Annotated in this window: 16 protein-coding genes and 1 pseudogene; 4 read left to right on the top strand and 13 right to left on the bottom strand. The window is 71.7% G+C overall.

The window, feature by feature from the left end:
* Positions 1–42: 42 nt before the first annotated feature.
* From IEY78_RS06345 to IEY78_RS06290, 12 genes are all read right to left on the bottom strand, one after another.
* Positions 43–1,065 (bottom strand): hypothetical protein, encoded by a 1,023-nt coding sequence (locus tag IEY78_RS06345; RefSeq protein ID WP_189096590.1) that lies wholly within the window; start codon positions 1,063–1,065, stop codon positions 43–45.
* 35 nt (positions 1,066–1,100) lie between these two features.
* Positions 1,101–5,600, bottom strand: a complete 4,500-nt coding sequence (locus IEY78_RS06340; RefSeq protein WP_189096589.1) for a DUF6531 domain-containing protein — start codon at positions 5,598–5,600, stop codon at positions 1,101–1,103.
* Positions 5,601–5,610: 10 nt separating this feature from the next.
* Positions 5,611–6,336, bottom strand: a complete 726-nt coding sequence (locus IEY78_RS06335; RefSeq protein WP_189096588.1) for a hypothetical protein — start codon at positions 6,334–6,336, stop codon at positions 5,611–5,613.
* A 31-nt stretch (positions 6,337–6,367) separates the two neighbouring features.
* Positions 6,368–6,682 (bottom strand): DUF6317 family protein, encoded by a 315-nt coding sequence (locus IEY78_RS06330; RefSeq protein WP_189096587.1) that lies wholly within the window; start codon positions 6,680–6,682, stop codon positions 6,368–6,370.
* Between the two features lie 75 nt (positions 6,683–6,757).
* Positions 6,758–7,057 carry a WXG100 family type VII secretion target gene (locus IEY78_RS06325; protein ID WP_189096586.1) on the bottom strand — a complete coding sequence of 100 codons (300 nt, stop codon included), beginning with the start codon at positions 7,055–7,057 and terminating at the stop codon, positions 6,758–6,760.
* A 125-nt stretch (positions 7,058–7,182) separates the two neighbouring features.
* Positions 7,183–8,469: a PucR family transcriptional regulator gene (locus IEY78_RS06320; RefSeq protein ID WP_189096585.1), complete on the bottom strand. Its 1,287-nt coding sequence runs from the start codon at positions 8,467–8,469 to the stop codon at positions 7,183–7,185.
* A 138-nt stretch (positions 8,470–8,607) separates the two neighbouring features.
* Complete coding sequence (mhpA, locus tag IEY78_RS06315; RefSeq protein WP_189096584.1) at positions 8,608–10,350, bottom strand: bifunctional 3-(3-hydroxy-phenyl)propionate/3-hydroxycinnamic acid hydroxylase MhpA; 1,743 nt, start codon at positions 10,348–10,350, stop codon at positions 8,608–8,610.
* Between the two features lie 26 nt (positions 10,351–10,376).
* Complete coding sequence (locus tag IEY78_RS06310) at positions 10,377–11,297, bottom strand: VOC family protein (RefSeq protein WP_189096583.1); 921 nt, start codon at positions 11,295–11,297, stop codon at positions 10,377–10,379.
* Between the two features lie 32 nt (positions 11,298–11,329).
* The gene (locus tag IEY78_RS06305; RefSeq protein ID WP_189096582.1) at positions 11,330–12,202 is read right to left on the bottom strand and encodes a fumarylacetoacetate hydrolase family protein; all 873 of its coding nucleotides are present in this window, start codon (positions 12,200–12,202) and stop codon (positions 11,330–11,332) included.
* Between the two features lie 338 nt (positions 12,203–12,540).
* Entirely contained in the window at positions 12,541–13,023 is a 483-nt protein-coding gene (locus IEY78_RS06300) for a lipocalin-like domain-containing protein (protein WP_189096581.1), read from the bottom strand.
* Positions 13,024–13,529: 506 nt separating this feature from the next.
* A complete protein-coding gene (locus IEY78_RS35100; protein ID WP_373294073.1) occupies positions 13,530–14,066 on the bottom strand; it encodes a hypothetical protein in 537 nt (178 codons plus the stop codon).
* Between the two features lie 370 nt (positions 14,067–14,436).
* The gene (locus IEY78_RS06290) at positions 14,437–15,378 is read right to left on the bottom strand and encodes an NAD-dependent epimerase/dehydratase family protein (RefSeq protein WP_189096580.1); all 942 of its coding nucleotides are present in this window, start codon (positions 15,376–15,378) and stop codon (positions 14,437–14,439) included.
* A 171-nt stretch (positions 15,379–15,549) separates the two neighbouring features.
* Between IEY78_RS06290 and IEY78_RS06285 the strand changes: the two are divergent.
* From IEY78_RS06285 to IEY78_RS06270, 4 genes and pseudogenes are all read left to right on the top strand, one after another.
* Positions 15,550–15,783, top strand: a pseudogene (locus IEY78_RS06285) (alkene reductase); the annotation flags it as partial.
* A gap of 193 nt (positions 15,784–15,976) precedes the next feature.
* Complete coding sequence (locus tag IEY78_RS06280; protein WP_189096579.1) at positions 15,977–17,197, top strand: Shedu anti-phage system protein SduA domain-containing protein; 1,221 nt, start codon at positions 15,977–15,979, stop codon at positions 17,195–17,197.
* Entirely contained in the window at positions 17,194–17,520 is a 327-nt protein-coding gene (locus tag IEY78_RS06275) for a hypothetical protein (protein ID WP_189096578.1), read from the top strand. The genes IEY78_RS06280 and IEY78_RS06275 overlap by 4 nt, the downstream gene beginning before the upstream one ends.
* Before the next feature lie 577 nt (positions 17,521–18,097).
* Positions 18,098–20,221 (top strand): ATP-binding protein, encoded by a 2,124-nt coding sequence (locus IEY78_RS06270; RefSeq protein WP_189096577.1) that lies wholly within the window; start codon positions 18,098–18,100, stop codon positions 20,219–20,221.
* 6 nt (positions 20,222–20,227) lie between these two features.
* Here IEY78_RS06270 and IEY78_RS06265 read toward each other — a convergent pair whose 3' ends face one another.
* Positions 20,228–21,469 carry a CDP-glycerol glycerophosphotransferase family protein gene (locus IEY78_RS06265; protein ID WP_229699741.1) on the bottom strand — a complete coding sequence of 414 codons (1,242 nt, stop codon included), beginning with the start codon at positions 21,467–21,469 and terminating at the stop codon, positions 20,228–20,230.
* Between the last annotated feature and the right edge of the window lie 153 nt (positions 21,470–21,622).

The following is a 21,622-nucleotide window of genomic DNA, read 5'->3' as shown; positions in this document are numbered from 1 at the left end:
CCGCCGATGAGGTCGGCGGGAGCCCTCGTGCCTGCGCGTGCGCTAGGGCGCGAGGCGCCAGCGGTGCACGTCGTCCCCGTCCGAGGTGAGCCACGTGCCGTCACCGAGGGCCTTGGCGTCCATGCCGACCGGAACCGGGTAGCGCACGCGGCGGCGAACCGTCGGGTCCGTCAGATCGAAGAGGAAGTGCTCGGTCTCCTCGGACCAGCACTCCTCGCCCACCGCGGCGATGACGTGGGAGTCGTCGACGAACCCGGAGTCGCCCATGAGGTACGACTCCTGCGCGCCCCGCAAACGCTCCGGGTCCACCTCGCACTCGGTGCGCAACGACCCGTCGGGGAGGGCGCGCCGCACCCGCAGCCAGCTGCCGCCGACGTCCTGCACCACGACGCTGTCGTGCCGCGCGCCCGTCACCCGCGCCGTGCCCGATGTCAGCTCCATGAGGTGCAGACGGCCGTCCGCCACGTCCACCCTCCAGGAGTACGCACCGTCCTGGCCCTGCTCCCCCGACAGGAAGAAGGCCGGGGCCCCTCGAAGGGGAGCGTCCAGGGAGTAGCTGGCGGAGAACGTCGGGAGAAGCGTCTCGTCGAGCAGTTCCCCGGTATCCGAGGCGAGAAGAACGCAGCGGTCACCGGGGTATTGCCCGGCGGCGTCGGGAGTTCCGGGAACGACGGCGAGCAGATGGCGCCCGTCCGGGGTTTCCGCACAGGCTCCGCTGCCGAGGGGTCCGTCCCCCCAGGGAAAGTGCCGGAAGCTCCATGCGGCCGCACCACCGCGGGAGTGGTACGACACCGAGTCGTGTCGGGCCACCGCGACGCCGCCCCGGACCGGGGTCACGTAAGGGAATTCGCCGAGGTCCGCCAGCGGGACGGAGAGGCTGCCGCCGGAGAAGAGCGGCGCCTCGGCGGACGGACCCACCGTCCGGACGACCGCCAGGTCCGCGGACCGCGTCACCAGCCGCAACGCCCCGTCGCGGAACTGCCGTCCGTCGAACTCCCCCCAGGCGTCCGCGTTTCCTTCGACGGTCTCTTGGCCGATGAGGTGCGGGGTCATTTCTTCGGGCATGTGTGCCTCCCGATTCTCGTGGGGCGCTGCGCGCGCTAGGACGCTTCCGGAACGGGAAAGACGAAGTGCCGCACCTTGGTGCCACCGTCCCGGATGTGGATGGGCCCTTCCACCCTGCCTCCGAAGCCCGTGATGAGAGGTTCGCAGATCTCCTCGCACACGCCGCGGCTGGCTGCGCCGTGCGTGGGCCGCAGGCCCACCCTGTCGAGGAATTCCAGAAGGTTCTCCTCCGCGTGCCCGGGAAACATCGTAATCGGAGAGATGTACTGATCGTTGGGAAGGTAATTGGCTCCCCGGGCCTCGACGAGATCCCGTTGCGCGGGAGTCAGCTTCGACTTGCTCGTGCCGGACACCCAGATGCTCCCGGTCTCGTCGCGGATCGCGGCGACCGTCTGACCCACTTGGCCTCGCCTGGGCAGCACCCTGTTCACGTCGAGGGCGAGGGTCTCCAGCTCGTCGCACATGGCGAGTCCGAGGGCGTCGAACCACGTGTGCGGATTGTGCGGATAGGCGCGGGGGTTGGGAGCGGGTTCGAGGCCGAGCGGGTCCGGCGTGGTGTAGCGGGCGGTCTCGGGGTCGTAGTGCCGGAAGAAGTTGTAGTGGAGGCCCGTTTCGGGGTCCTCGTACTGGCCCGGGAAGCGCAGCGGCGTGTGGGCGGTCGCGTCCCGGTTGCGTGCGGTGACGCCCCACAGGGTGGTGCGGGAGCGCCAGGCGATGTCGCCCTGCTCGTCGACGAGTTCGGTGGGGGTGCCGACGAGGTCGGTGACGATGGCGAAGAAGCGGGAGTCGTATTCGTCCTGGCTCTTCGGTTTGCGTTCGAGCTGGGTGAGGGGGCGGTGGCCCTCGTGGTCCCAGGTGAGGGTGACGCCGTTGGCGGTGTCCGCCTGTTCGGCGAGGCGGGTGCCGTCCCAGGTGAAGTACACCGCTTCGGTGGCGTGGGCGCCGTCCTCGGCCATGCGGTACTTCGCGGTGCGGCGGCCCATCGGGTCGTAGGTGTAGCGCCACCGGGTGCCGTCGGGCGTGACGCAGGCGACGAGGTGGTCCTCGGCGTCCCACTCGTAGCGCCAGGTGTCGGGCTTCTTCGACAGGCGCCGCTTCTGGCGGAGCACCATCCGGCCGGCGTCGTCGTACTCGTAGCGGACCGCGCCGGCGGAGAGCAGACGGGTGTCGCGGTAGGTGCGCGGGCCCCGGGCCTCGGCGCGTGGCGCCTTGTCGGGCCAGTCGGCCTCGGTCTGGTTGCCCGCCCGGTCGTAGGCGTAGGACTCGGTCCAGCCCTCGGCGGTGACCGTCAACGGGCGCCCGGCCGGGTCCAGTTCCATCCGCCGGCTCGTCCCCGTCGCCTCGTCGGTGAGGGAGGTGACGTAGTTGTCCGCCCGGTATGCGTAGTGGCGGTCCCGGAGGTCCCCGCCCCGGGCGGTGAGCCGCTGTGCGACGGGGCGGCCGGCCGGGTCCCAGGTCGTGGTCATGGCGACCGGCGAGGTGGGCGTGCCCAGGGCGCGGACGAGTTCATGGCCGAGGAGGTCGTGGGTGAACTCCATCCGGTGGCCGTCGGCGGTCAGGGAGCTTCGGTTGCCGGCGGCGTCGTAGGCGAGTTCGGTGCGGGCGCCGGTGGGCGTGGTGCGGGAGGTGCGGCGGCCCATGTCGTCGTAGGTGTAGCGGATGGTGCGTCCGTCGACGGTCTCCGACAGCAGGCCTCCCATGAGGTCCCGCTCAAGGGCGAGGGTGGAGGTGGGGGAGACCGCGCGGAGCAGCGCGCCCGCGGCGTCGTAGGTGTAGTCGGTCCGCACCCCGGCGGCGTCCTTGGATATCAGCTGGTGGAGCGCGTTGTAGGTGTAGCGGATCTCCTCGCCGAGCGGTGTGGTGCGGGTGGTGAGCCGGCCCGCCGCGTCGTGGGCGTAGCGGATTTCGCGCCCGTCGAAGTCGGCCTCCCGGATGAGGCGGCCGGCGCTGTCGTAGGTGTAGTCCCAGTGCAGGCCCTGCGGGTTGGTGACCCGGGTGAGGCGGAGCTGGGCGTCGTAGGCGAAGGTGCAGCGGGCGCCGTCGGGCCCGGTGCGCGCCGCGAGCTGGTCGAAGTGCGTGTACGCGAACCGGGTGGTGCCGCCCGCGGGGTCGGTGTGCGTGAGGCAGTTGCCCTCGCCGTCCCAGGTGAGCCGCTCGGTCCGGCCGTCGGGCAGGGTGCGCTCCGCTACGCGGCCCTCGACGGTCCACACCGTGCGGGTGACCGCGCCCAGGGGATCGGTGAGGGCGGTGGGGCGGCCGAACGCGTCGCGCTCCAGCAGGGCGGTCCCGCCCGAGGCATCGGTGACGGAGCGGGGCAGACCGGCGTCGTCGTTGTCGTACGCGGCTGCCGCGCCCGCCGCGTCGGTCGCGGTCGCGAGGGCGCCGGAGCGGTCCCGGGTGAACCGGATGGTGCCGCCGTCCGGGGCGGTCATGGCGGTGGTGTTGCCCCGCTCGTCGTACGCGCAGTGCCACGTCGTCCCGTCGTGCCCCGTCGACGCCACCGGGAGGTTCAGCTCGTTGTACGTCGTCGTGGACCGGCTGCCGCCCGGGAGTTCGACGGCGGTGGGGTTGTGGGCGGTGTCGTACTCGTACCGGGTGGTGTGGCCGAGGGCGTCGGTGCGGGCGAGGAGGTGGTCGTAGCGGTCCCACTCGGAGGTGGTGGTGTGGCCGAGGGGGTCGGTCTCGCCGATGACCTGGTGGAGGTCGTTGAGCTGGTAGACGGTCGTGGCGCCGCAGGCGTCGGTGAAGTGTGTCCGGTGCCCGTCGGGGTCGTAGCTCCAGCGTGAGGAGAGGAAGCCGTCGGGTCCGACGGTCTCCGTGACGCGGTTGTCGTCGTCGTAGATGTAGCGGTAGCTGGAGTCGTTGCGGTCCGTCCAGGAGGTGATGCGCGAGCGGTCGTCGTAGGCGAACACCAGCGGGTCGCCGGACGAGTTCGCCACGTGCGTGAGGTTGCCGTCCGCGTCGTGGCGGTAGGACATGACCTCGACCGGGCCCTCGGGCGTGTGCACCGCCAGACGGGTCAGCAGGCCGGCGAGGCAGTGCACGTCGACGCGGTAGCCGCCGGTGTGGTCCAGCCTCGTGGGGGTGCCGTCCGCCAGCCGGGACACCACGACCGCGTTGTCGTTGCGGTCGTGCCACCGGGTCAGCCAGTACAGGCCGCTGCCGTCGGCGGGATCGTCCGTGAAGGTGCGGACGAGGCCCGTGTGCGGATCGCGGACGCGGTAGCCGGTCCCGCCCTCGGTGTCCACGCGGGTCAGCGGCAGGCGGGGGCCTTCCTCGGGCCACACCGCCTCGTCGGACCCCGCGGCGGGCAGACCCGGGTAGGTCAGGATCGAGCCGTCCTCGCGGGCCCACGACACCCGTCCCCGGTCGTCCACTTCCAGCCGCTCGTCCAGGGTGGACGCCCAGGACGGGCCGTAGAACTGGCCGTAGCGGTACGTGGAGAGATGGGTGCGGGTGAGGACCAGCGGCAGCACGCCGGGCAGCGACAGGTCGGTCTGCGTCAGCAGCATCTCCCCGCTGGCCACGTCGACCGGGTCGGTCTTGCAGGTGCGGCCGCCCGCGGGACGGCTGGTGACGCGGACGCTGCCCGGCTTGATCGAGGCGGGCTTGACGCCCTTCAGCACCGAGCCGATCCCCCCGATGCCCTTGAGGGCCGCGGCCCCGCCCCCGACCATGCCCACGACGCCGAGCACGATCTCCAGGACGTTCCACTCGCCCGTCTCCGCCATCGTGGAGATGTTGATCCCCAGCGACGCCGCGCCGGCCACGATGCTGCCGATCGTCAGGGCGATGCCGATGCCCTGGAGGCCGGGCACCAGCATCGCCAGCACGCCCAGCACCGCGCTGATGATGCCCAGGGCCGTGCTGAACGCCTTCTTGATCTTGTCCCAGAGGCTGCAGCCCGCGACGGACTCGTCCTTCGCGTCGTCCAGCTTCTGCGCCGCGGTGGCGGCGTCCTCCTCGCGCACCTGCCGCGCGTCCTCGGCCAGCATGCGGGCCGCGTCGAGGTCCGCCTGCGCGTCGTCGGCGTGCCCCTGCGCGGTGGACTGCTTGCTGTGCGCCTCGTCCAGCGCGCGCCGGGTGCTGGCCCGCGCGTCGATGTCGTCCGGCGGGTCGGTGACCGCGTCCAGCCGGCCGATGTCGGCGCCGGCCGCGCGCACCGCCTCGGTGGCCGACGCCAGCCGCTCCTTGGCCTCGCGCCCCTTCTCCAGGGCGTTGTCGGCATTGCGCTGCTGGTCGCGCAGCGAGTGCACATACATGTCCAGGGCGCCGGCCGCCTGGTCGTAGGAGCTGTGCAGCTTGCGCACCTGGTTGGCCAGGTCGCCCAGCTTGTCCCGGAGCTTCTCCATGGACTTGCCCTCGCCCACCTGCTGGTTCTCCAGCCCGGAGACGAGGGGGAGGGCATCACCCGCGTTGTCGGCCACGGACCGGTAGCTGCGCGCGAGTTGTCCCAGCACCTCCGCATCACCCGGGGTCGGGTCGTCCTCGAACCCGAAGACCGATTCCCATTCGGACACCGCTGGACGCGCCATGGCCGCTCCCTCACTTTCCCTTGTCTGCTTCGCCCATGGGGCCGCCACCGGCCGCCTTTGCCACCGGATCCGCCGCGCCGGCCGGGCCGGCCGGGTCCTCGAAGCGGAACGACTCCGCGATCGCGTCGAAGACGTCGTAGAACTGGTCGGCCAGATCCACGTTGGGGGTGGAACTGGCGAGCACCAGATAGTCCCGGCTGTTCGGCACCGGGATCAGGGTGTGCCGCACCGCGGTGGGCACGGGCTTCCCGTGGTGGTCCACGTCCTCGATCCTGCTGATCCGCCCGACCGCTCCGACGTGCGGCAGGTCCACCAACTCCACCTCGCCGGGCGGCAGTCCGGTGCCCTCGGCCGCGGTGCCGAGCTGCATGCCGGCCGCCATGACGAGGTCCGCCAGGTCCTCCGACTCGTCCTCGGGAACGGAGATGCGCAGCACCACCGTCGTGGCGCTGAGCACCAAGGGGCCGCTGCCCGCACGGAGGATCCGGAGCATCCCCGACGCCCGCAGCGCGCCCTGCGCGTGCGCCTCGCGGGCGATGCGCCGGGTGGTGCGGATCAGCGCGTCCACCTGCTCGCGGGAGAGCTGCGGGGCCTGCTCCACCTCGGACTCGATGCGGCGGCGGATCGACGCGTCCCGGGTGCTGGGGTCGAGGTCGAGCTGCCACCAGGAGTCGGGGAACCTCAGTGTGTAGCCCGCGGGCGCGCCCGCGGAGTGCTGTGTGACCGGCTGCGTCATGACGCCTTTCCCTTCCGCACGACGTCTCCTGTCACGCGTCCTTCCTCGATTTCTCCAGCGAGCCGGCGGTGTCGTCGTCCGTCTTCGTGAAGTTCTCGGCGATCTTGTCGGTGTTCTCGGAGAACGTCTTCACGTTGTCGTGGACCCGCTCGTGCCCCGCCACCCATGCCTTGTCGAACCCGTCGAGGGCCTCGGCGAGGCGGGAGTCACCGGCGGCGCTCTTGAACGAGCCGGACTCACCCGTGGCGTGGTAGAGCGTCGCGGAATTGCCGATCAGGTCCCCGATGTTCTGGAGCTCCCTGGCCGTGTCCTTCAGATCCTGCACGGGCACGCTGATGCGCCCCATCGGTGCCTCCTCTCCTGCTCCGGCCGTCCGGCCCCGCCCTCACCGGGAGGACGGGGCCGGACGAGGCGGGGCACGTCAGCCGATGGAGCCGGACGTCTGGTCGTCGGTGTCGACGAACGCGTCGGCGACCTGCTTGATGAACTCGCTGACGCCCTGGAGGCCCTCGATCGCCTTCTCGGTCCCGTTCTTGTACTCCTCCCAGTACGGACGGAACTTGGTCTCGGAACCGGGGGTCGCGTAGGCCGCCTCGACCATCTCGTCCATCTTGGTGTTGGCCTCGTGGAGGCTCTGCTGCATCAGTTCCTTCTGGTTCTGAAGCCAGGTCGACGCCTCCCGCATCTCGTCCGGGCTGATATGGATGTTGCCGCCGGCCATGCCGATTCCTTCCCTCGCTGCGTAGCGCCGCGGCCACCGGGGCCGCGCACATGTGGCTGTACGGGGCATCTTCCGGGGCGGTTCACGCCTGTTGCGGAACGGTGACAAAGGCGGCGGGGGCGTCGTCAGGACGGCAGGTACCGGGCGGTCTCCAGGGCGAGGCGCAGTTCCAGGGTGCTGTCCGCGGTGGTGGCCACGGGGAGGAGTTCCTCGGCGCGTCTGACGCGGTAGGTGACGGTGTTGCGGGCCACGTGCAGGGCGGCGGCCGCGGCGCGCAGGCTGCGTTCCTCGGCGAGGTACACCCGCAGCGTCTCGCGCAACTCCCGCACCCGGGCGCCGTCGGAGGCCAGCGGGCCGAGGACGTCGTGCACGAACCAGCGGGCGTGCTCGGGGTCGGCGGTGGCCAGGGCGGCGAGGCGGACGTGGCGGTAGTCGGTCAGCCAGTCGCCGGGGGCGAGCCGGGCGACGCGTTCCGCCTCGCGCGCGCCGTGGTGGCTGCGGCGCATCCCGGCGGTGCCGTGCGCGGGCGGCCCGAGGGCGAGGCGGACCCCCGGGGCGCGGTCGCATCCGCTCCGCACCCGGTCGGTCAGGCCGGTGAGGTCGTCGGGTGCGTGCAGCCACACCCAGGCGGTGTCCGCGGTGGCGGGGACGGTCAGCGCGGCGCCGGTGCCGAGGGTGCGGGCCAGCGCGGTCGCCGTGTGCTGGAGCCGTTCCGCGGCGGGCACCGGGTCCTCGGTGCGCTCGCACCACAGCACGGCGGCCAGATGGGTGCGGGTGACGTCGTAGCGCAGCCGCCGGGTCGCGGCCTCCGGTTCCACCGGGCGGGCGGCCAGCAGGTCGTCGACCGTCGCGCGGCGGGCCGCCTCCTCGCTGCCGCGCCAGCGGTCCCGCTCGGCGATGTAGGACTCGGCGATCAGGCCGGCGTGGGCGTCGGCGTGGGTGAAGAGCTCCTCGGTGACCCGGCGCAGCTCGGTGAGGCGCTCGTCGGCCGGGACGTACCGTTCGACGGCGGTGGTGAGTTCCTGGGTGAGCCGGGCGTGGCCGAGCCGCACCCCGCGCAGCACCCGGTCGAGCCGCAGGCCCCGGCGCGCGAACTCGCGGCAGCTCTCCAGGGCTTCCTCGGGCAGGTGGCCGCCGTCGCCGGAGCCCTCGGTGAGCAGCAGGCGCAGGGCGGCCAGCACGGTGGACTCGGTCGAGCGCCGCAGGGTGGCCAGGGGGGCCGGGCCGCCGCCGTGTTCGGGAACCTGCTCCAGGACCTCCGCGGCCATCGCGTCGGCGGTCTGCAGCCCCCACCGGACCGGCTCGGGCCCGAGGTCCGCGGCCGCGGCGCTCACGACGGCCGGTGGGATCGCCGGTTCGTGGGACGGGAGGTCCGGGTCCGGGCGGAGCCGGCGGAGCCACTGACGCGTCATGGTGTCGCCCTTCGGGTGCGTGGGGCCGGAGCCCGCCGGCCGCACCGTGTCCTGGTGCTCGACCACCCCTACCACCGCTGCCCGCCGTCCGGGGTGCGGGCCCTCCCTGCCGGGGCGGGCGGGAGGGCGGGTGTCACCTCACCCGGCGGGCACCGCGGCGGCGGACCCGACGAGCCCCTGCCACAGCGCCGCCAGCAGGCCGGGCAGTTCCTCCGGGCGGGCCGCGCCGCCGAAGACGTAGTGGTCCGGGCGCAGCAGCAGGGCCTGTTGGCCGTGGTGCGCCAGGTGGGCGCGGTAGGTCCCGTCGAGGTCGACGACCTCGTCCGGCCCGTCCGCCGCGGGGTCGCCGGTGACCCGCAGGAGGCGGATGCCGAGCCGTGCGCACCGGTCGAGGGCCTCGTCGTCGAGCGCGGCGCGCGGGTCCTCGGTGGCGAGCAGGGTGAAGCCGGTGCCGACGACCTGGTCGAAGAGGCCGGTGCGGCCGCGGAAGCGCACCCGGCCCTGGCAGCCGAGCTGCCCGGCCGGGGCCACCGGCGCGCCGTCCGGCCCCTGCCGCAGCAGCCCCGCGGTGAGGACCTGCGGGGGCAGGTCCGCCAGCGGGTCCCGGCCGGCCCGCCGGTCGGCGAGCATCCGCGCGTCGCGCAGCGCCGCGGCGGCGGGGTCGGGTTCGCAGATGATGCCGCCCAGGAGGACGGAGAGTTCGAGGGCGTGCCGCAGATGCCCGGAGCGTTCCGCGGTGTAGGTGTCCAGCAGGGCCTCGTCGGCGTCGCCGGACAGCACGAGGTCCAGCTTCCAGGTGAGGTTGGCGGCGTCCCGGATGCCGGAGCACATGCCCTGCCCGGCGAACGGGGGCATCTGGTGGGCGGCGTCACCGGCCAGCAGCAGCCGCCCCTCGCGCCACCGCTCGGCCCGGCGGGCCCGGAAGGTGTAGACGGTGTGCCGCTCCAGGGTCGCGTTGCCCGGGTGCAGGTCCCAGTCGGCCAGCAGCCGCCAGGCCGTCTCCGCGCTGCCGAACTCCGCGGCCGATTCGCCGGGCAGCAGCATGAACTCCCAGCGCCGCCGGCCGGGCCCGCCGGAGACCGCGGTGGTGGGCCGGGACGGGTCGCAGATCTGGAGGTTGCGCGGGGTGAAGACCCGGCCGGGGTCGTGCGGGAGCACATCGAGGACCAGCCAGTCGTGCTCGAAGCCGAGGTCGGTCATGGTGGTCGTCATCCGGGAGCGGACGAAGCTGTTGGCGCCGTCGCAGCCGACGGCGTAGCGCGCCCGCAGGGTGCGCCGCCCCTGCTCCCCGTCGCGGAGCACCGGCCGGTCCCCGGCGCTCTCGGCGACGGTCAGCGCGACCCCGTCCGCGTCCTCGGTGAGGTCCACGGCCTCCCAGCCGCGCAGCACCTCGACCCCGGGGGTCTGCCGGGCCCGCGCCTCCAGGGCGGCCTCCAGCTGCGGCTGGGTGAAGATGTTCATGGCCGGCCAGCCGGAGTGTCCGGTGTCCTCGAAGGCCAGCCGGAGCAGGGTCTCGCCCCGGCCGTTGCGCCACTCGTAGTCCGTGGCCGGTTCACTGAGCGCGGCCAGCTCGTCCGCGAGCCCCAGCGAGGCCAGGACGCGGGCGGCCTCGTGGTCGAAGACCACCGCCCGGGGCAGCGGATAGCGCCGCGGCCAGCGCTCGACGAGGCCGACCCGCCGGCCCCGGGCGCCGAGTTGGGTCGCGGTGATCAGGCCGACGGGGCCGGCGCCGATGACGAGGACGTCGTACGGGTCGTGCGGGTCGTACGCGTCGGGCCCGTCGTGGGCAGCGGCTCCCGTGGCCGGTCCGGCGTCCGTGCCACGTGCGGCCGCGCCCTCCGTGCCGCGGCCGCCCGCGCTCTCCGTGCGGTGCTCGTTCATATCGTCAGTCCTCCTGCCGTTCGGGGTCAGTTCGCGTCGTGGGCGCCGGTCATCAGCGCGGCGAGGTCCTCGGGCCGGAGGAAGGACGGAGGGACCGGCGGGCCCCAGTTGCTGAGCGCGCGGGCGTCCTCCCATACGCGGGGGGTCCACAGCTGGTCGTCGACGATGCAGTCCATGTCGGCGAAGTACTCGGAGAAGTTGCCGGCCGGATCCTTGAGGTACCAGAAGAAGTTCGAGCCCACGTGGTGGCGGCCCAGGCCCCAGACATGCCGTTCGGGGTGCCCCTCCAGCATCCGCGCCGCCCCGCGCCCGACCTCGTCGACGTCGTCGACCTGCCAGGAGGAGTGGTGCAGGAAGGGGACGGGGGCCTGCTGCACCAGCACGTTGTGGTGATCGGTGGAACACCGCAGGAAGGCCGCGCCGGGGACCAGATCGCTGACCTTGAAGCCGAGGCCCTCGGTGAAGAACCGCTGCGAGGCGGGCTGATCGGTCGAGCCGAGCACCACATGCCCCAGTCGGCGCGGCCGGACCGGCTCCTCGCGCAGCACCGCCGGCGCCCGGCCGTCGGGCCGCTCGGCACGCCCGGGCCCGTTGTACGGCACCGGTGCGGGCGCGGTCTGCACGAGGCGCGGCCGGACCTCGACGGCCACCGTCACCTCCGTCCCCGGATCGACCGCGCGCAGGCAGTGCCCGTCGAGGACGTACGGCACCTCCAGGCGGTCCAGGGCGGCGCCGATCCGGCCGAGGTCATCGGCGTCGTCGGCCGCGACCACCAGTTCGTCCAGGCGGCGCCGGGCCGCGTGCACGATCTTCAGCTGTTCGCCGCCGTCGGCCGAGGCGAAGCGCCCGCGGCCCAGGGCGGTGAGCCCGAAATCGGCGTAGTAGTCGTGGGTGGCCGCGACATCGGGCACCCCCATGGTGATGCGGGCGAGACGGTGCAAGGGCATGGCAACTCCTCGTAAGCGGGGAAGGGTCGGGGTCAGGCGCCGGGGCCGTCGGGGTAGGCCGGGCCGGCGACCATCCGGTTGCGGAGCGCGCCGATGCCGTCGATCCAGCTGTGCAGTTCCTCGCCGGGGGCGAGGAAGCGGCGCGGCGTACGCGCACCGCCGACACCGGCCGGCGTGCCGGTGAAGAGCAGGTCGCCGGGCAGCAGCGGGCAGATCGCGGAGAGCCGGGCGATCTGCTGCGCGACCGGGAACACCATCCGGCCGGTGCGGGAGTCCTGCATCGTCTCGCCGTCGACGGCGCAGCCGAGCGCCAGATCGTCGGGGTCGGCGAACTCGTCGGGGGTGACCAGCACCGGACCGGTCGGGCTGAACCCGGGGAACGACTTGCCGAGCGCGAACTGCGGTGCCGGACCCTGGAGTTGGATGCGCCGCTCCGAGAGGTCCTGGCCCAGGGTGAGCCCCGCGACGTGCCGCCAGGCGTCCTCCGCGGCCACCCGATGGGCCCGCGCGCCGATCACGACCACCAGTTCGACCTCCCAGTCCACCATCGCGCTGGGCAGCTCCACCGTGTCGTACGGACCGGCCAGCGACGTGGGGTACTTGGTGAAGACGGCCGGCTCGTCAGGGGTGGCGAGGCCGGACTCCTCGATGTGGTCGCCGTAGTTCAGCCCGACCGCGAACACCTGCCGCGGGCGCGGCACGGGAGCACCGAGCCGCTCCTCCACCAGCGGGACCCGCTCGCCCTCCCGCGCCGCAGGCGTCCGCGCCCACGCGCTGAACTCCGCCCACCGCGCGAAAACGGCCTGCGGATCGGCCGCGAAACGACCACCGCTGGCCTGCTCCACGTCGACGGCTCCGTCGTCGTGAACAAGTACCAGTCGGTTGTCGAGATGTGCTGTGCGCATGGGGGGTTACCTCCGGGAGGGGGGAAGGGGAAGGGGGAGAAGGGGGTGTCCGGTACGGGGGCGGGGAGGGGTCCTGCTGGGTACGGGGTCCTGCCACATCGGGGAAGGGGTTTCTGGGAGGGGCGCGCAAGGCGGTCGGTCTCGGAAGACGGGCCGGGTCATGGAAGACGGGCCGGGTCGTGGACGACGGGCCGAAGCGGTCCGTAAAGCGGCCGCCACGGACGTGACATCCGCCTTGGCGACCGACGTTCACGCTCACGCCGGGGTCGCTCACGCCGGGGCCGTTCACGCTCGCGCTCATGCCCGGGCTCCGCCGCTCACGCTCGGGCCGTTCACGCTCACGCCTGGGCTCTGCGCCACCGCAGGCGCTGGCGGGCCCCTTCGCCAGTGGTAGCCGTCAGCACCAGCTCGTCCGGACCGTGCTGAACGGCGCGCTCCAGGGTGGTCCCCACCCAGGGCCCGTAGTGGCTGGCGGCGACGCGATGGCGCACCGACCCGTCCGGCGTCCGCTCCCAGCGCCCCGCGTACGCCACGGTCCCGCCGGACGCCCCCGCCGTGGCGGCCGCTTCCGCCCGTGCCGCGGCCGCGTCGACGCCCGCCGGGTCGGTGGTCAGCAGCGCACTCATCCAGCCGTCGGGGGTGTACAACAGCATCCCGCCGGGCCGGTCCCCCAGCGGCCGGGTCTCTCGCCCGGCCCGCTCGACCGAACACTGCACCAGGCTCCAGCCACCGACGATCTCGTCCTCGTCCACCCACGCCTCACAGGTCTCGTGCGGAACGGCCGGGCCGGACCGGACGCACAGCGCACCTCGGAACGGCACCCGGCAGTCCGGGCCACGGAGCGACGGACGCCGCCCACACCCCGACCCCATCGCGAAGACCCCCCACCGCACTCGGTCCACGAGCCCAAAAAACCCACCACCACTTGCGCTCTGTGGCCCCCACCCCCCCCGCAACTCCGCCAGGCCGCCCCCCCCGCACCTTGGCGACGCGCCCCACAACAACACTCAAGGCCACACTGGCCGAGCCCACAATCCGCTTGAACGTGCCGTCCCGGCGAGGGACGGGCCCGGACACACACCTGAAAGCACATCAGGTATTTCTCGGCCGACAACGGCAACGGACGGCCACGGCCGATTGAGCAATTTCGGGCGAATGGAACCCTGCGGCCGCGCTCACCACCTCAACGCCTCACCGCACGGCACCGTCACCGCCACCGCACATCTGCAGAACGAATACACGGGGGCCGCCGAATCATCTCGGCACGGCACTCAGGGGACACGGACATCGACCGCGCCCCCTGAGCACACCGGGAACAAGATCCAGATCAAAGACGCCGCAGCCAGGCAGCTGCCCCATGCCCGACGGCGAGGTAAACCAGCGCGGGAAGGGCGAAGTTGAAGAACACCCGCAGCCCTTCCGTCTTCATGACGAAGATGTCCTGCGACCAGCTCGCCAGCCAGTTGGCCACACCGCGAACGAAGTCGACAAAGACATTCGCATGATTCGCATCGAGCAGATACAGCAGGATCCACAGCCCGAGAAACCCCGCAGCGATGTCCGCGAGACTATGAATGATCAAGGCGAGGCGATCCGCTCCGATCCCTCTCCGATTCCCCCGCCAACTCTCCCTGCTGTCATAGGGCGTGTGCGGTGGCGCGGAGTGATACGGATCTGCCGGGGCAGACTGGTACGGCGAAGGCGAATTGCCGGGATACGGGGCATGCCCGCCGCCATTCGGGAACGGAGCCGTATCGCCGCCGTTCGGCGAGTTTGCTCCGCCGTGGTAGGGAGAGTTTGCACTGGAACCGTATGGGCGATTTTGCGATACGCCGTCATTGGGGTAACTCACGGTGCCGTGCATTTCCCGTCGAACGATTCCGAAACTCCTTTCACCGCTCATTCACATCGCAGCCCTCGCGCCACCACTTCCCGGCCGACGACCGCTGGCGCGAGCGCCCGACTGGAGGGCTGCCCCGCCACGCGCGGCAACAAGTAGCGGGGGCCAACACCCCACACACCGGACGTACCGCTCCTCCGGGTAACGCAACAGCGCCCCACGACGCAGAACCCCATACGGGCGCGCAATCGCCCTCGCGATCACGGTCAGGGCGACTCCTGTGGGGGGTGGCCGCCCTGTCCGTGATCGCTCTCTCCTCCGCCATCGATGCCCGGCGTAGAACTCCGCCGCGCTCCACATCAGCTCGCTGGTGAAGCGTTCACCGTCAGAGGCCTCACGCGGTGCTGGCCAGTCGCCCGCGCCACCAGTCCACAGTCGTCTTGATCTGCTCGTCGAGGGGGGTGGCCCGTACCGCGAAGGCGGCTTCGTAGGCGCTCGCATCGGCCGTGAACGGGCGGTCGAACTGGTAGCGGATCTCCTTCATCTCGCGGAGCAGGGGCGAGAAGAGCGAGGCGATGCCGAGCACGGCTGGGGAGAGCCTGCGCACCGCGACCGGGCCCACTCCCGCCTGGGCGGCGAGGCGGTCGACCATCTCCCGGACGGAGAGGGCGGGTTCGGTCGGGACGTGCCAGGCCCGGCCCCAGGCCTGTTCCGCACCGGCGACCTCGACCAGGGCCCTGGCCACATCGGGGAGGTAGCTCCAGCTGTGCGGGGCGTCCGGATCCCCGAACGCGGAGACCGGCTTACCGTGCAGCAGCGCCGGCATGACCCGCCCCGCCAGGTGTCCGCCGTCGGTCACGCCGGGCCCGAAGAAGTCCGAGGGCCGCAGCTCAACCGCCTTGATGCGGCCCTGCTCGTGCAGCTTTAGCGCCTGCTCCCACACGGCGGCGCGCACCCGCCCCTTGGGGCCGGTCGCCGCGAGCGGCAACTCCTCGGTCATGGGGCCGTCCACCGGGCCGTAGCCGTAGAGGTTGCCCAGCATGACCAGGACGGCGCCGGTCGCCTCGGCCGCCGCGCAGAGCGACGAGGACAGCGGCGGCCATTCACGTACCCAGCGGTGGTAGGGCGGTCCGGCGCAGTTGATGAGCGCGGCAGCGCCCTGCGCGGACTCGCTCAGCCGCTCGCTGTCCGTCGCGTCCAGCGCGATGTGCTCGATGCCGGGCTCGGGGCTCCGACCGGACCTGGTGATGACCCGTACCGACTCCCCCCTTTCGACCAGCAGTCGAGCGGTGGCCGCCCCGGCGGGCCCGAATCCTATGACGACGTAGAGGCTCACTCGCGCACCCTAGCTTCGGCGCGCTCCGTCCCCGAGCCGAATGTCCCCGGGGGCTCCGGGTGGAGGTCGCGGACCGCGGTTTTCGGCCAGCCGGGCGGCACCGGAACGCCCTTGTGTTCAGCTGCCGGCTTCCGCCCGCTCGACGATGCGACGGAGTTCGGCGACATGCGGCCCGGCACCTTCATCCTCAACCCCTTCACCCACCCCGACCCCACCGGCCCCGACGCCCTGAGGCTGATCGAGGACGGCAGCGCGAACATGATCGCCTACGGCGCCCTGTTCCTGGCCAACCCCGACCTCCCCCGCCGCCTCGCCTCCGGCGGCCCGTTCAACACCCCCGACCCGACCACCTTCTACGGCGGCGACCACCGCGGCTACACCGATTACCCCACCCTCCCCGCCTGAACGACACCCCGCCCGCACCGTGGGGCCGGCCCACTACGGCACGGCCCCACGACCGGCACCCGAGCACCCCTCCTCATGCAGCCCCAGCCCGCCGCTCGACACAGGCCCTGCGGAGACTCGTTCGATCGAGCCGGTCCGGCCACGATCCACTCAACCCGGCGTCGTTGTCAGTGCCTCCTTCTAAGGTCACCGCATGACGACATTCCGTTCCGGTTTCACGCTCTGGAAGATGGTCAGCGGGGCACGGGAGCTCACTGAGCACCCGAGCGTGCTGGAGCGCATCGATGCGGTGCTGCGCATCATGGGCCCTGCCTTCGGCGGGACGGGGTACGGCAAGGGCAGGCCGTTGGTGAACGCCTTGGAGGATGTTGCCCAGGAATCGCTCCTGTTCGGAGACTTCGCTCTTGCGCAGCGGTTCCAGCGCTTCGCCGCCTACGCCGGCGGCGAGCTGTTCCTCGAAATCCTGGAGAACTACTACGACGAGAACGCTCGGCATCGTAGCGAGGAAGGCATGCGCAGGATGGTGGCCATGGGCGCCGATCGAGCTGTGGCTGTTTTGGACGCCCTCTCCAAGGACAACCCCGAGGCGACGGTGGCCGATGCGCGGGACCTCTTTCGCGGGATAGCTCTGTCCGTGGACCACTTGGGCCTCGGTACGGGGGAGGGCGGGATCCGGCTGCCCACTCGAGAGAGGAGGCGACTCCAGCAGTACGGGCACATGGAGCTGGTCCTGAGGAACCTGCCACGACCGGCCTCGACCGAGGCCGCGCGAATGGTCGGCGACTTTCTGGCGGACGCCGACGCGGGGTTGCTCGCCCAGTTGCTGGAGCTGAAGGCCCGGAGAGCAGGTCTCGACGCTCTCCGGGTTGTAGTGGAGGACGAGACGAGCTCCGAGAGCGCACTCCACGCCCGTCTGAAGAATCAGGAGTGGATCTTCGGCGGTGCTTATGTGGCAGAGCTGGCACGCCGGCAGTACACCGCGGACACGATTCTGGACATCCCTCTTCTGCGTGGTGACGGGTCCCTTCATGTGGTGGAACTCAAGCGTGCCAACATCAAGGACCTGGTGATTCGCCGCAGCGGCCACGTCATGTTGGGTGCCGCGGCCCACCGCGCGGTGTCGCAGGCGCAGAACTACCTCCGCACCATGGACGAGAACCGTAAGGGGATCCTCGCGCGCCATGGCGTCGATACTCGTAGGGCCTCGGCGACGGTTGTGATCGGGCATCCGAGATTCGTGAGTGGGGGCGTTACCTCCCAGGAGATCGCGGAGACACTGCGCACCTACAACACGCACGCGGTACGCATTGAAGTGATTACGTACGAAACCCTGTTGGACTCAGCAGCCCGGATGTTGGCCCTCGCGTCAGCGCAGCAGGACGCTGCTCACCAACCCGAGGAGCCCACGGCATGACCGAAGACGCGCGTCCTGCGATCGAACAGCTGCTGGGCCGCCTGTGCGGTGGCGTGATCACAGGCAAGGATTACGTCGGCTACTTCCTCAACGAGCACGGGGAAGAACTCGTCTTCGCCCAGCGCCGGGGAGAGAAGACCGGTCGGCTCTGGCACAGCGATGCCGACTGGCAGCTGTTCCGCGTCGACGACCATTCCATACGAGTCGGCAGCGTGATGGACGGGGTGGTCACCGTGGGCGACCTGATCATTGATCGCGCTGAGGCGACGTGGCTGTCCTCCTGCCTCGCGGCTTCTCGCCACCTGCGTCAGAAGCGCGGCTGACACGTCGCTCGGAGATGGACAACAAACAAGGCCCAGTTCTCCGACCCGGGCCTCAACTATCGAGCGGGTGACGGGAATCGAACCCGCGCTCCGAGCTTGGGGATCAGCGGGCGTCCACTTCGGTCCCCCGTCGCGCATGTGCTGCTCCTCGCGTTCGCCTATCTGCTTGTCCGGTCCGGGGGGGGGCGGCTGCCGAGGCTCGCCCAGTCGCAGGAGCCGCGGGCCTTTTGATCCCCCGATCACCCCGGCCACCAAATCAGCGGGGGGAGAGAGGAAGCGGAGAGCCCCGGTCGTCGGGCAGCGAGGAGTCCGCATAGACGGCGGGCGCTTCTCGGCTGACCTGGGACGAACGGTCTCCGCGTCAGCGACTCATGTGCGGGCGGGCATCTGGTGAAGCTGTCTGGTGATCGGGTACTCGGTTCCGTCGCTCAGTTCCGTGCCAGGGCCATTGCCGGCGACACAAGATCGCCTTAGGCCCTGGGGAGCATGATCCGGCCAGGAACCGTTTTCTCGGGCTGCTTCGGCGGGGATACAGTCCGGCCAGGGACCGCAGCACGGGACCAGGGGAGGGGGCGGCGTGTTCGAGATCGTGACGGTGGGGGCGCTCACCGCATTCTTCACCGCGGTGGGGAACGGTGCCGCGGGGGAGATGGGCAAGCAGGTGCTTGTGTCCACGGGTGCTCTGGTGAGAAGGACTCTGGGGCGTGAGACGCCGTCTCCGGCCGGTCCGGTGGGGTGGGAGGCGCTGGCGCGGGAGCTGCATACGAGGCTGGCCCTGGATCGGCAGCGGAATGACGAGTGGGCCCAGCTGCTGCGGAGCATGCCGGAATCCGCGCTGCTGCTGCACCCGGGAGCCGGGCTGCCGCCTGCCACCAGAAACTTCACCGATCGCCAGCGGGTACTGAAGCAGCTGACACGAGAGGCGGTCAGATCGGCAGCTGGACAGCCAAGGGTCGCCCTCCTCCACGGACCGCCCGGGATCGGAACCACCGCGGTGGGTCTGTACTGGGGCGCCGGCCAGCTTGCCCGGTACCCCGATGGACAGTTCTACGTCGATCTCCGTGACGCAGCCGCCGAAAACGGGCCCGCGCCGTCGGCCGTCCTGCTGCGCCTGTTGCTGAAAATGGGGGTCGAGCGGGAGCGTGTTCCACCCACGGAGGCCGGGCGGGAAGAGCTGTACCGGCGGCTGACAGCCGGCCGAAGGGCGCTGGTGGTGATCGACCATGCCTCGTCCGTCGCGCAGGTCCGCAATCTCATCCCCGCCACCCCGGAGGTCTTCCTCCTGGTCATCGCGTCTGGACCAGCCTTCGCCCTGGAGGCGGAGCGCATCGCCGTACCGCGGCTGAAGGACCGGGACGCGGTGAAGATGCTGAGGAAGGTTGCCGGACCGGAGAAGGTGGCTCTCGCCAAGCCCCAGCTCCCGGCGCTCCTGGGCCACTGCGCGGGGAACGCCTTTGCCCTGAAGGCGGCGGCGATGAGCCTGCTGTCCCAAGAGGCGTCGCTCCCGGACCCGGCGGACGGCACCCTCGGGCGCTCTCCGGTGCACGGCATGGCTGAGGCTCTGTGCCGGGGGCTCGGCCCGGAGACCGCACGGCTGTGCCGGCTGACTGCGGTGGGCGGCTGGCCCGCGTTCGACGCCGATCTGGCCGGGGCGGCCGCGGACGTTGCCCCGGAGGAAGCCGACCGCATGCTGGCGGAAGCGGCCGCCACGGAGCTGGTGGAGCCCCTGCACGACGGGCGATACCGCTTCCGCCCCGAAGTACGGCGCCTTCTGGCAGACGCCGCGGGACCCGAGCACGGGATCGCGGAGTGCGTCGGGGCGGTCTCGCGAGCGCTGGACCATGTGCTCGACCGAGCACTGCACGCCGCCCATGCCGCCCTGCCGCACAGCTGGCGGGTCGAGCCCGCCCCGACGGACGACAGGCCGTACCGCGATGAAGCTGCGGGCATGGCGGCTCTGCGGGCCGAGGCGGCGAATGTGATCCGGGCGGTCTCCGTCGCCCGCGAATACGGACATCGCGGTACGGCACTGAAGCTGGCCCGCGCGCTGTGGCCCCTCCAGCTGAAGGCCGGGTACTGGGACGAAGTACTGCCTGCTCTGCAGATCGCGGCGCGGTGCGCCGACGAGCAGGAAGCGGATTCCGCTGCGGCAGCAGCACTCCACTTCCAGCTCGGTCACTGCCTCGGCGAACTGCGGCGATGGGAGGAGGCCGACCGTGAGGCGCACCTCGCCGTCGCCGGGGAGCGGACCGCGGGCCATCTGAGAGGCGAGGCGTCGTCCGTGGAACTGCTGGGACTGCACTCGTTGAGCCGGTGGCGCTACGGAGCGGCCTACGAGCGGTTCGTCGAGGCTGAACACCTGTACCGGCGGATCTCCTCCGGGCAGGACGGCTCGGAGGACCTGCCACGTGCTCTTGCCCTCACCGAGCGCCACCAGGGGCGTGCCCTGCGCGGCCTGGAACGACCGGAGGAATCCCGCATCCGTCTGGAGAGGGCGCTGGACTTCTTCGTGGAACAGGGCGAGGCGTACAACCAGGGACGGGTCCTCACCGACCTCGCCGAGACGCTGCACGACGCCGGCGACGACACCGCGGCGCTTGCCAGGATCGCCGAGGCCGAGCGCCTGCTCGTGCCGGAGGGGGCGACTCCGCACCTGGAATACCTCGCTCGCCTCCGGCAGCGATGCGAAGCGGCGGAGTAGGGGCCGTCACCTGGTGCACACCACCGGATGTATGCCGCCGGCCACGTGCACCCGGAGCGTCGCCCCGCCCGGCGGCACTGCGCCGCTGTGCGCCAACCATGCGTGCAGTGCCGACGCGTACACCGCCGGGTCGGCGTCCGCGGCCCGGCCCGCTGACAGCTGGAAGACACCGTGGCCACGGGCGCTTACCGTGCACCGGTCCGGCCCGCCGACATACGCGGCGAGCGAGCAGTGCGGGTGCCGGTGGAGCATTTCCGCTGTCCACGAGGCCGGACCGCCGATGCGGGGATCGTCCGGCGGTCCGTCACGCCAGATCACATCCGCCGTCTCCAGGTCACCCGGATCGCGAGTGTCCTCGTGAACAGCGCGGTGTGCCTCGCCGTCGGCGTCGTACGGATGCCCGGTGGACCGCTCGATCACGACGTCGAGGCCGCGCACACGGGCGCGGACATCCAGCGGATGGGTACGTAGTGGCGGGTCGTAAGGCGGCAAGGGCAGCGGTTCCAGCAGTGCCGGAGCCTCGGGTTCCGCGAGGTCCATCAGGGTGTAGAAGTGCCGCCGCAACAATTCCGCCGAGGCTCCGGGAGCTGAGGTGGTGAACTCGGCGGGCCCGGCGAGCGGCCGATGGCGTGCGAGCAGTTCTTCAAACTGCTCGCGCAACGGGCCCTGTGGGTCCAGCCGCGGAGCATCCCGGACGAACGCCGCAAGCGGTGCTTCGGGGTCCAGCCGCTCCTCTCCGGCGGCCGCCAGCAGCACGGGGCAGCCCAGTGCCGCGGCGTAGTAGGTGACCGCTCCGAAGTCACCCAGGACGACGTCCGCGGCCAGGAGCGCCTGGCGCCATGCGTGCACCGGATCGATCAGCGTCAGCCCACTGCGGCGGGCTCGGTCCAGCCACACGCGGATCTGGCCCGGGCCGTGCCCGTACCAGATGTTCGGGTGCAGCACGGCTGCGAGCCGGTAGTCGTCGGCGGGCAACTCGGCCGCAAGCCGGGGCAACAGGCTTGGCAAGACGTCTTGGCCGCCACCGCTCCCGAAGAGACCTTCCGGGTTCCACGTGGAGTTCACCACGATGAGGCGCTGTCCGCGCCGAAGTCCTAGAGCGCGCCGGAACCGCTCCCGGTATGGGCGGGCGGCCAGCATGCGGTCGAAACAGGGGTCGCCGGCGAGTACGGCCGCCTTCTCGGCCTCCGGGCATGCGCGGCGCAACCGCTCCAACTGCTCCGGATGCGATAGCACGAGACCATCCACGAACGGTTCGCCATCCGCCAATAGCCAGTCCGGTGACAGCCCGAATGTCGGCTCCCGGCTCCCGGCTCCCGGCTCCCGGCTCCCGGCTCCCGGCTCCCGGCTCCCGGCTCCCGGCTCCCGGCTCCCGGCTCCCGGCTCCCGGCTCCCGGCTCC

Origin of the sequence: Streptomyces kronopolitis (genome assembly GCF_014646275.1) — a bacterium.
Taxonomy (GTDB): domain Bacteria; phylum Actinomycetota; class Actinomycetes; order Streptomycetales; family Streptomycetaceae; genus Streptomyces; species Streptomyces kronopolitis.
Note: the sequence above shows the minus strand (reverse complement) of the source record. Positions and strands in the feature narration are given on the sequence as shown.

Coding starts and splice junctions, on each gene's coding strand:
- IEY78_RS06335 (WP_189096588.1), bottom strand. CDS start 6,336: ATGACGCAGCCGGTCACACAGCACTCCGCGGGCGCGCCCGCGGGCTAC.
- IEY78_RS35100 (WP_373294073.1), bottom strand. CDS start 14,066: ATGCACGGCACCGTGAGTTACCCCAATGACGGCGTATCGCAAAATCGC.
- IEY78_RS06325 (WP_189096586.1), bottom strand. CDS start 7,057: ATGGCCGGCGGCAACATCCATATCAGCCCGGACGAGATGCGGGAGGCG.
- IEY78_RS06305 (WP_189096582.1), bottom strand. CDS start 12,202: ATGCGCACAGCACATCTCGACAACCGACTGGTACTTGTTCACGACGAC.
- IEY78_RS06310 (WP_189096583.1), bottom strand. CDS start 11,297: ATGCCCTTGCACCGTCTCGCCCGCATCACCATGGGGGTGCCCGATGTC.
- IEY78_RS06340 (WP_189096589.1), bottom strand. CDS start 5,600: ATGGCGCGTCCAGCGGTGTCCGAATGGGAATCGGTCTTCGGGTTCGAG.
- IEY78_RS06320 (WP_189096585.1), bottom strand. CDS start 8,469: ATGACGCGTCAGTGGCTCCGCCGGCTCCGCCCGGACCCGGACCTCCCG.
- mhpA (WP_189096584.1), bottom strand. CDS start 10,350: ATGAACGAGCACCGCACGGAGAGCGCGGGCGGCCGCGGCACGGAGGGC.
- IEY78_RS06330 (WP_189096587.1), bottom strand. CDS start 6,682: ATGGGGCGCATCAGCGTGCCCGTGCAGGATCTGAAGGACACGGCCAGG.
- IEY78_RS06280 (WP_189096579.1), top strand. CDS start 15,977: ATGACGACATTCCGTTCCGGTTTCACGCTCTGGAAGATGGTCAGCGGG.
- IEY78_RS06345 (WP_189096590.1), bottom strand. CDS start 1,065: ATGCCCGAAGAAATGACCCCGCACCTCATCGGCCAAGAGACCGTCGAA.
- IEY78_RS06275 (WP_189096578.1), top strand. CDS start 17,194: ATGACCGAAGACGCGCGTCCTGCGATCGAACAGCTGCTGGGCCGCCTG.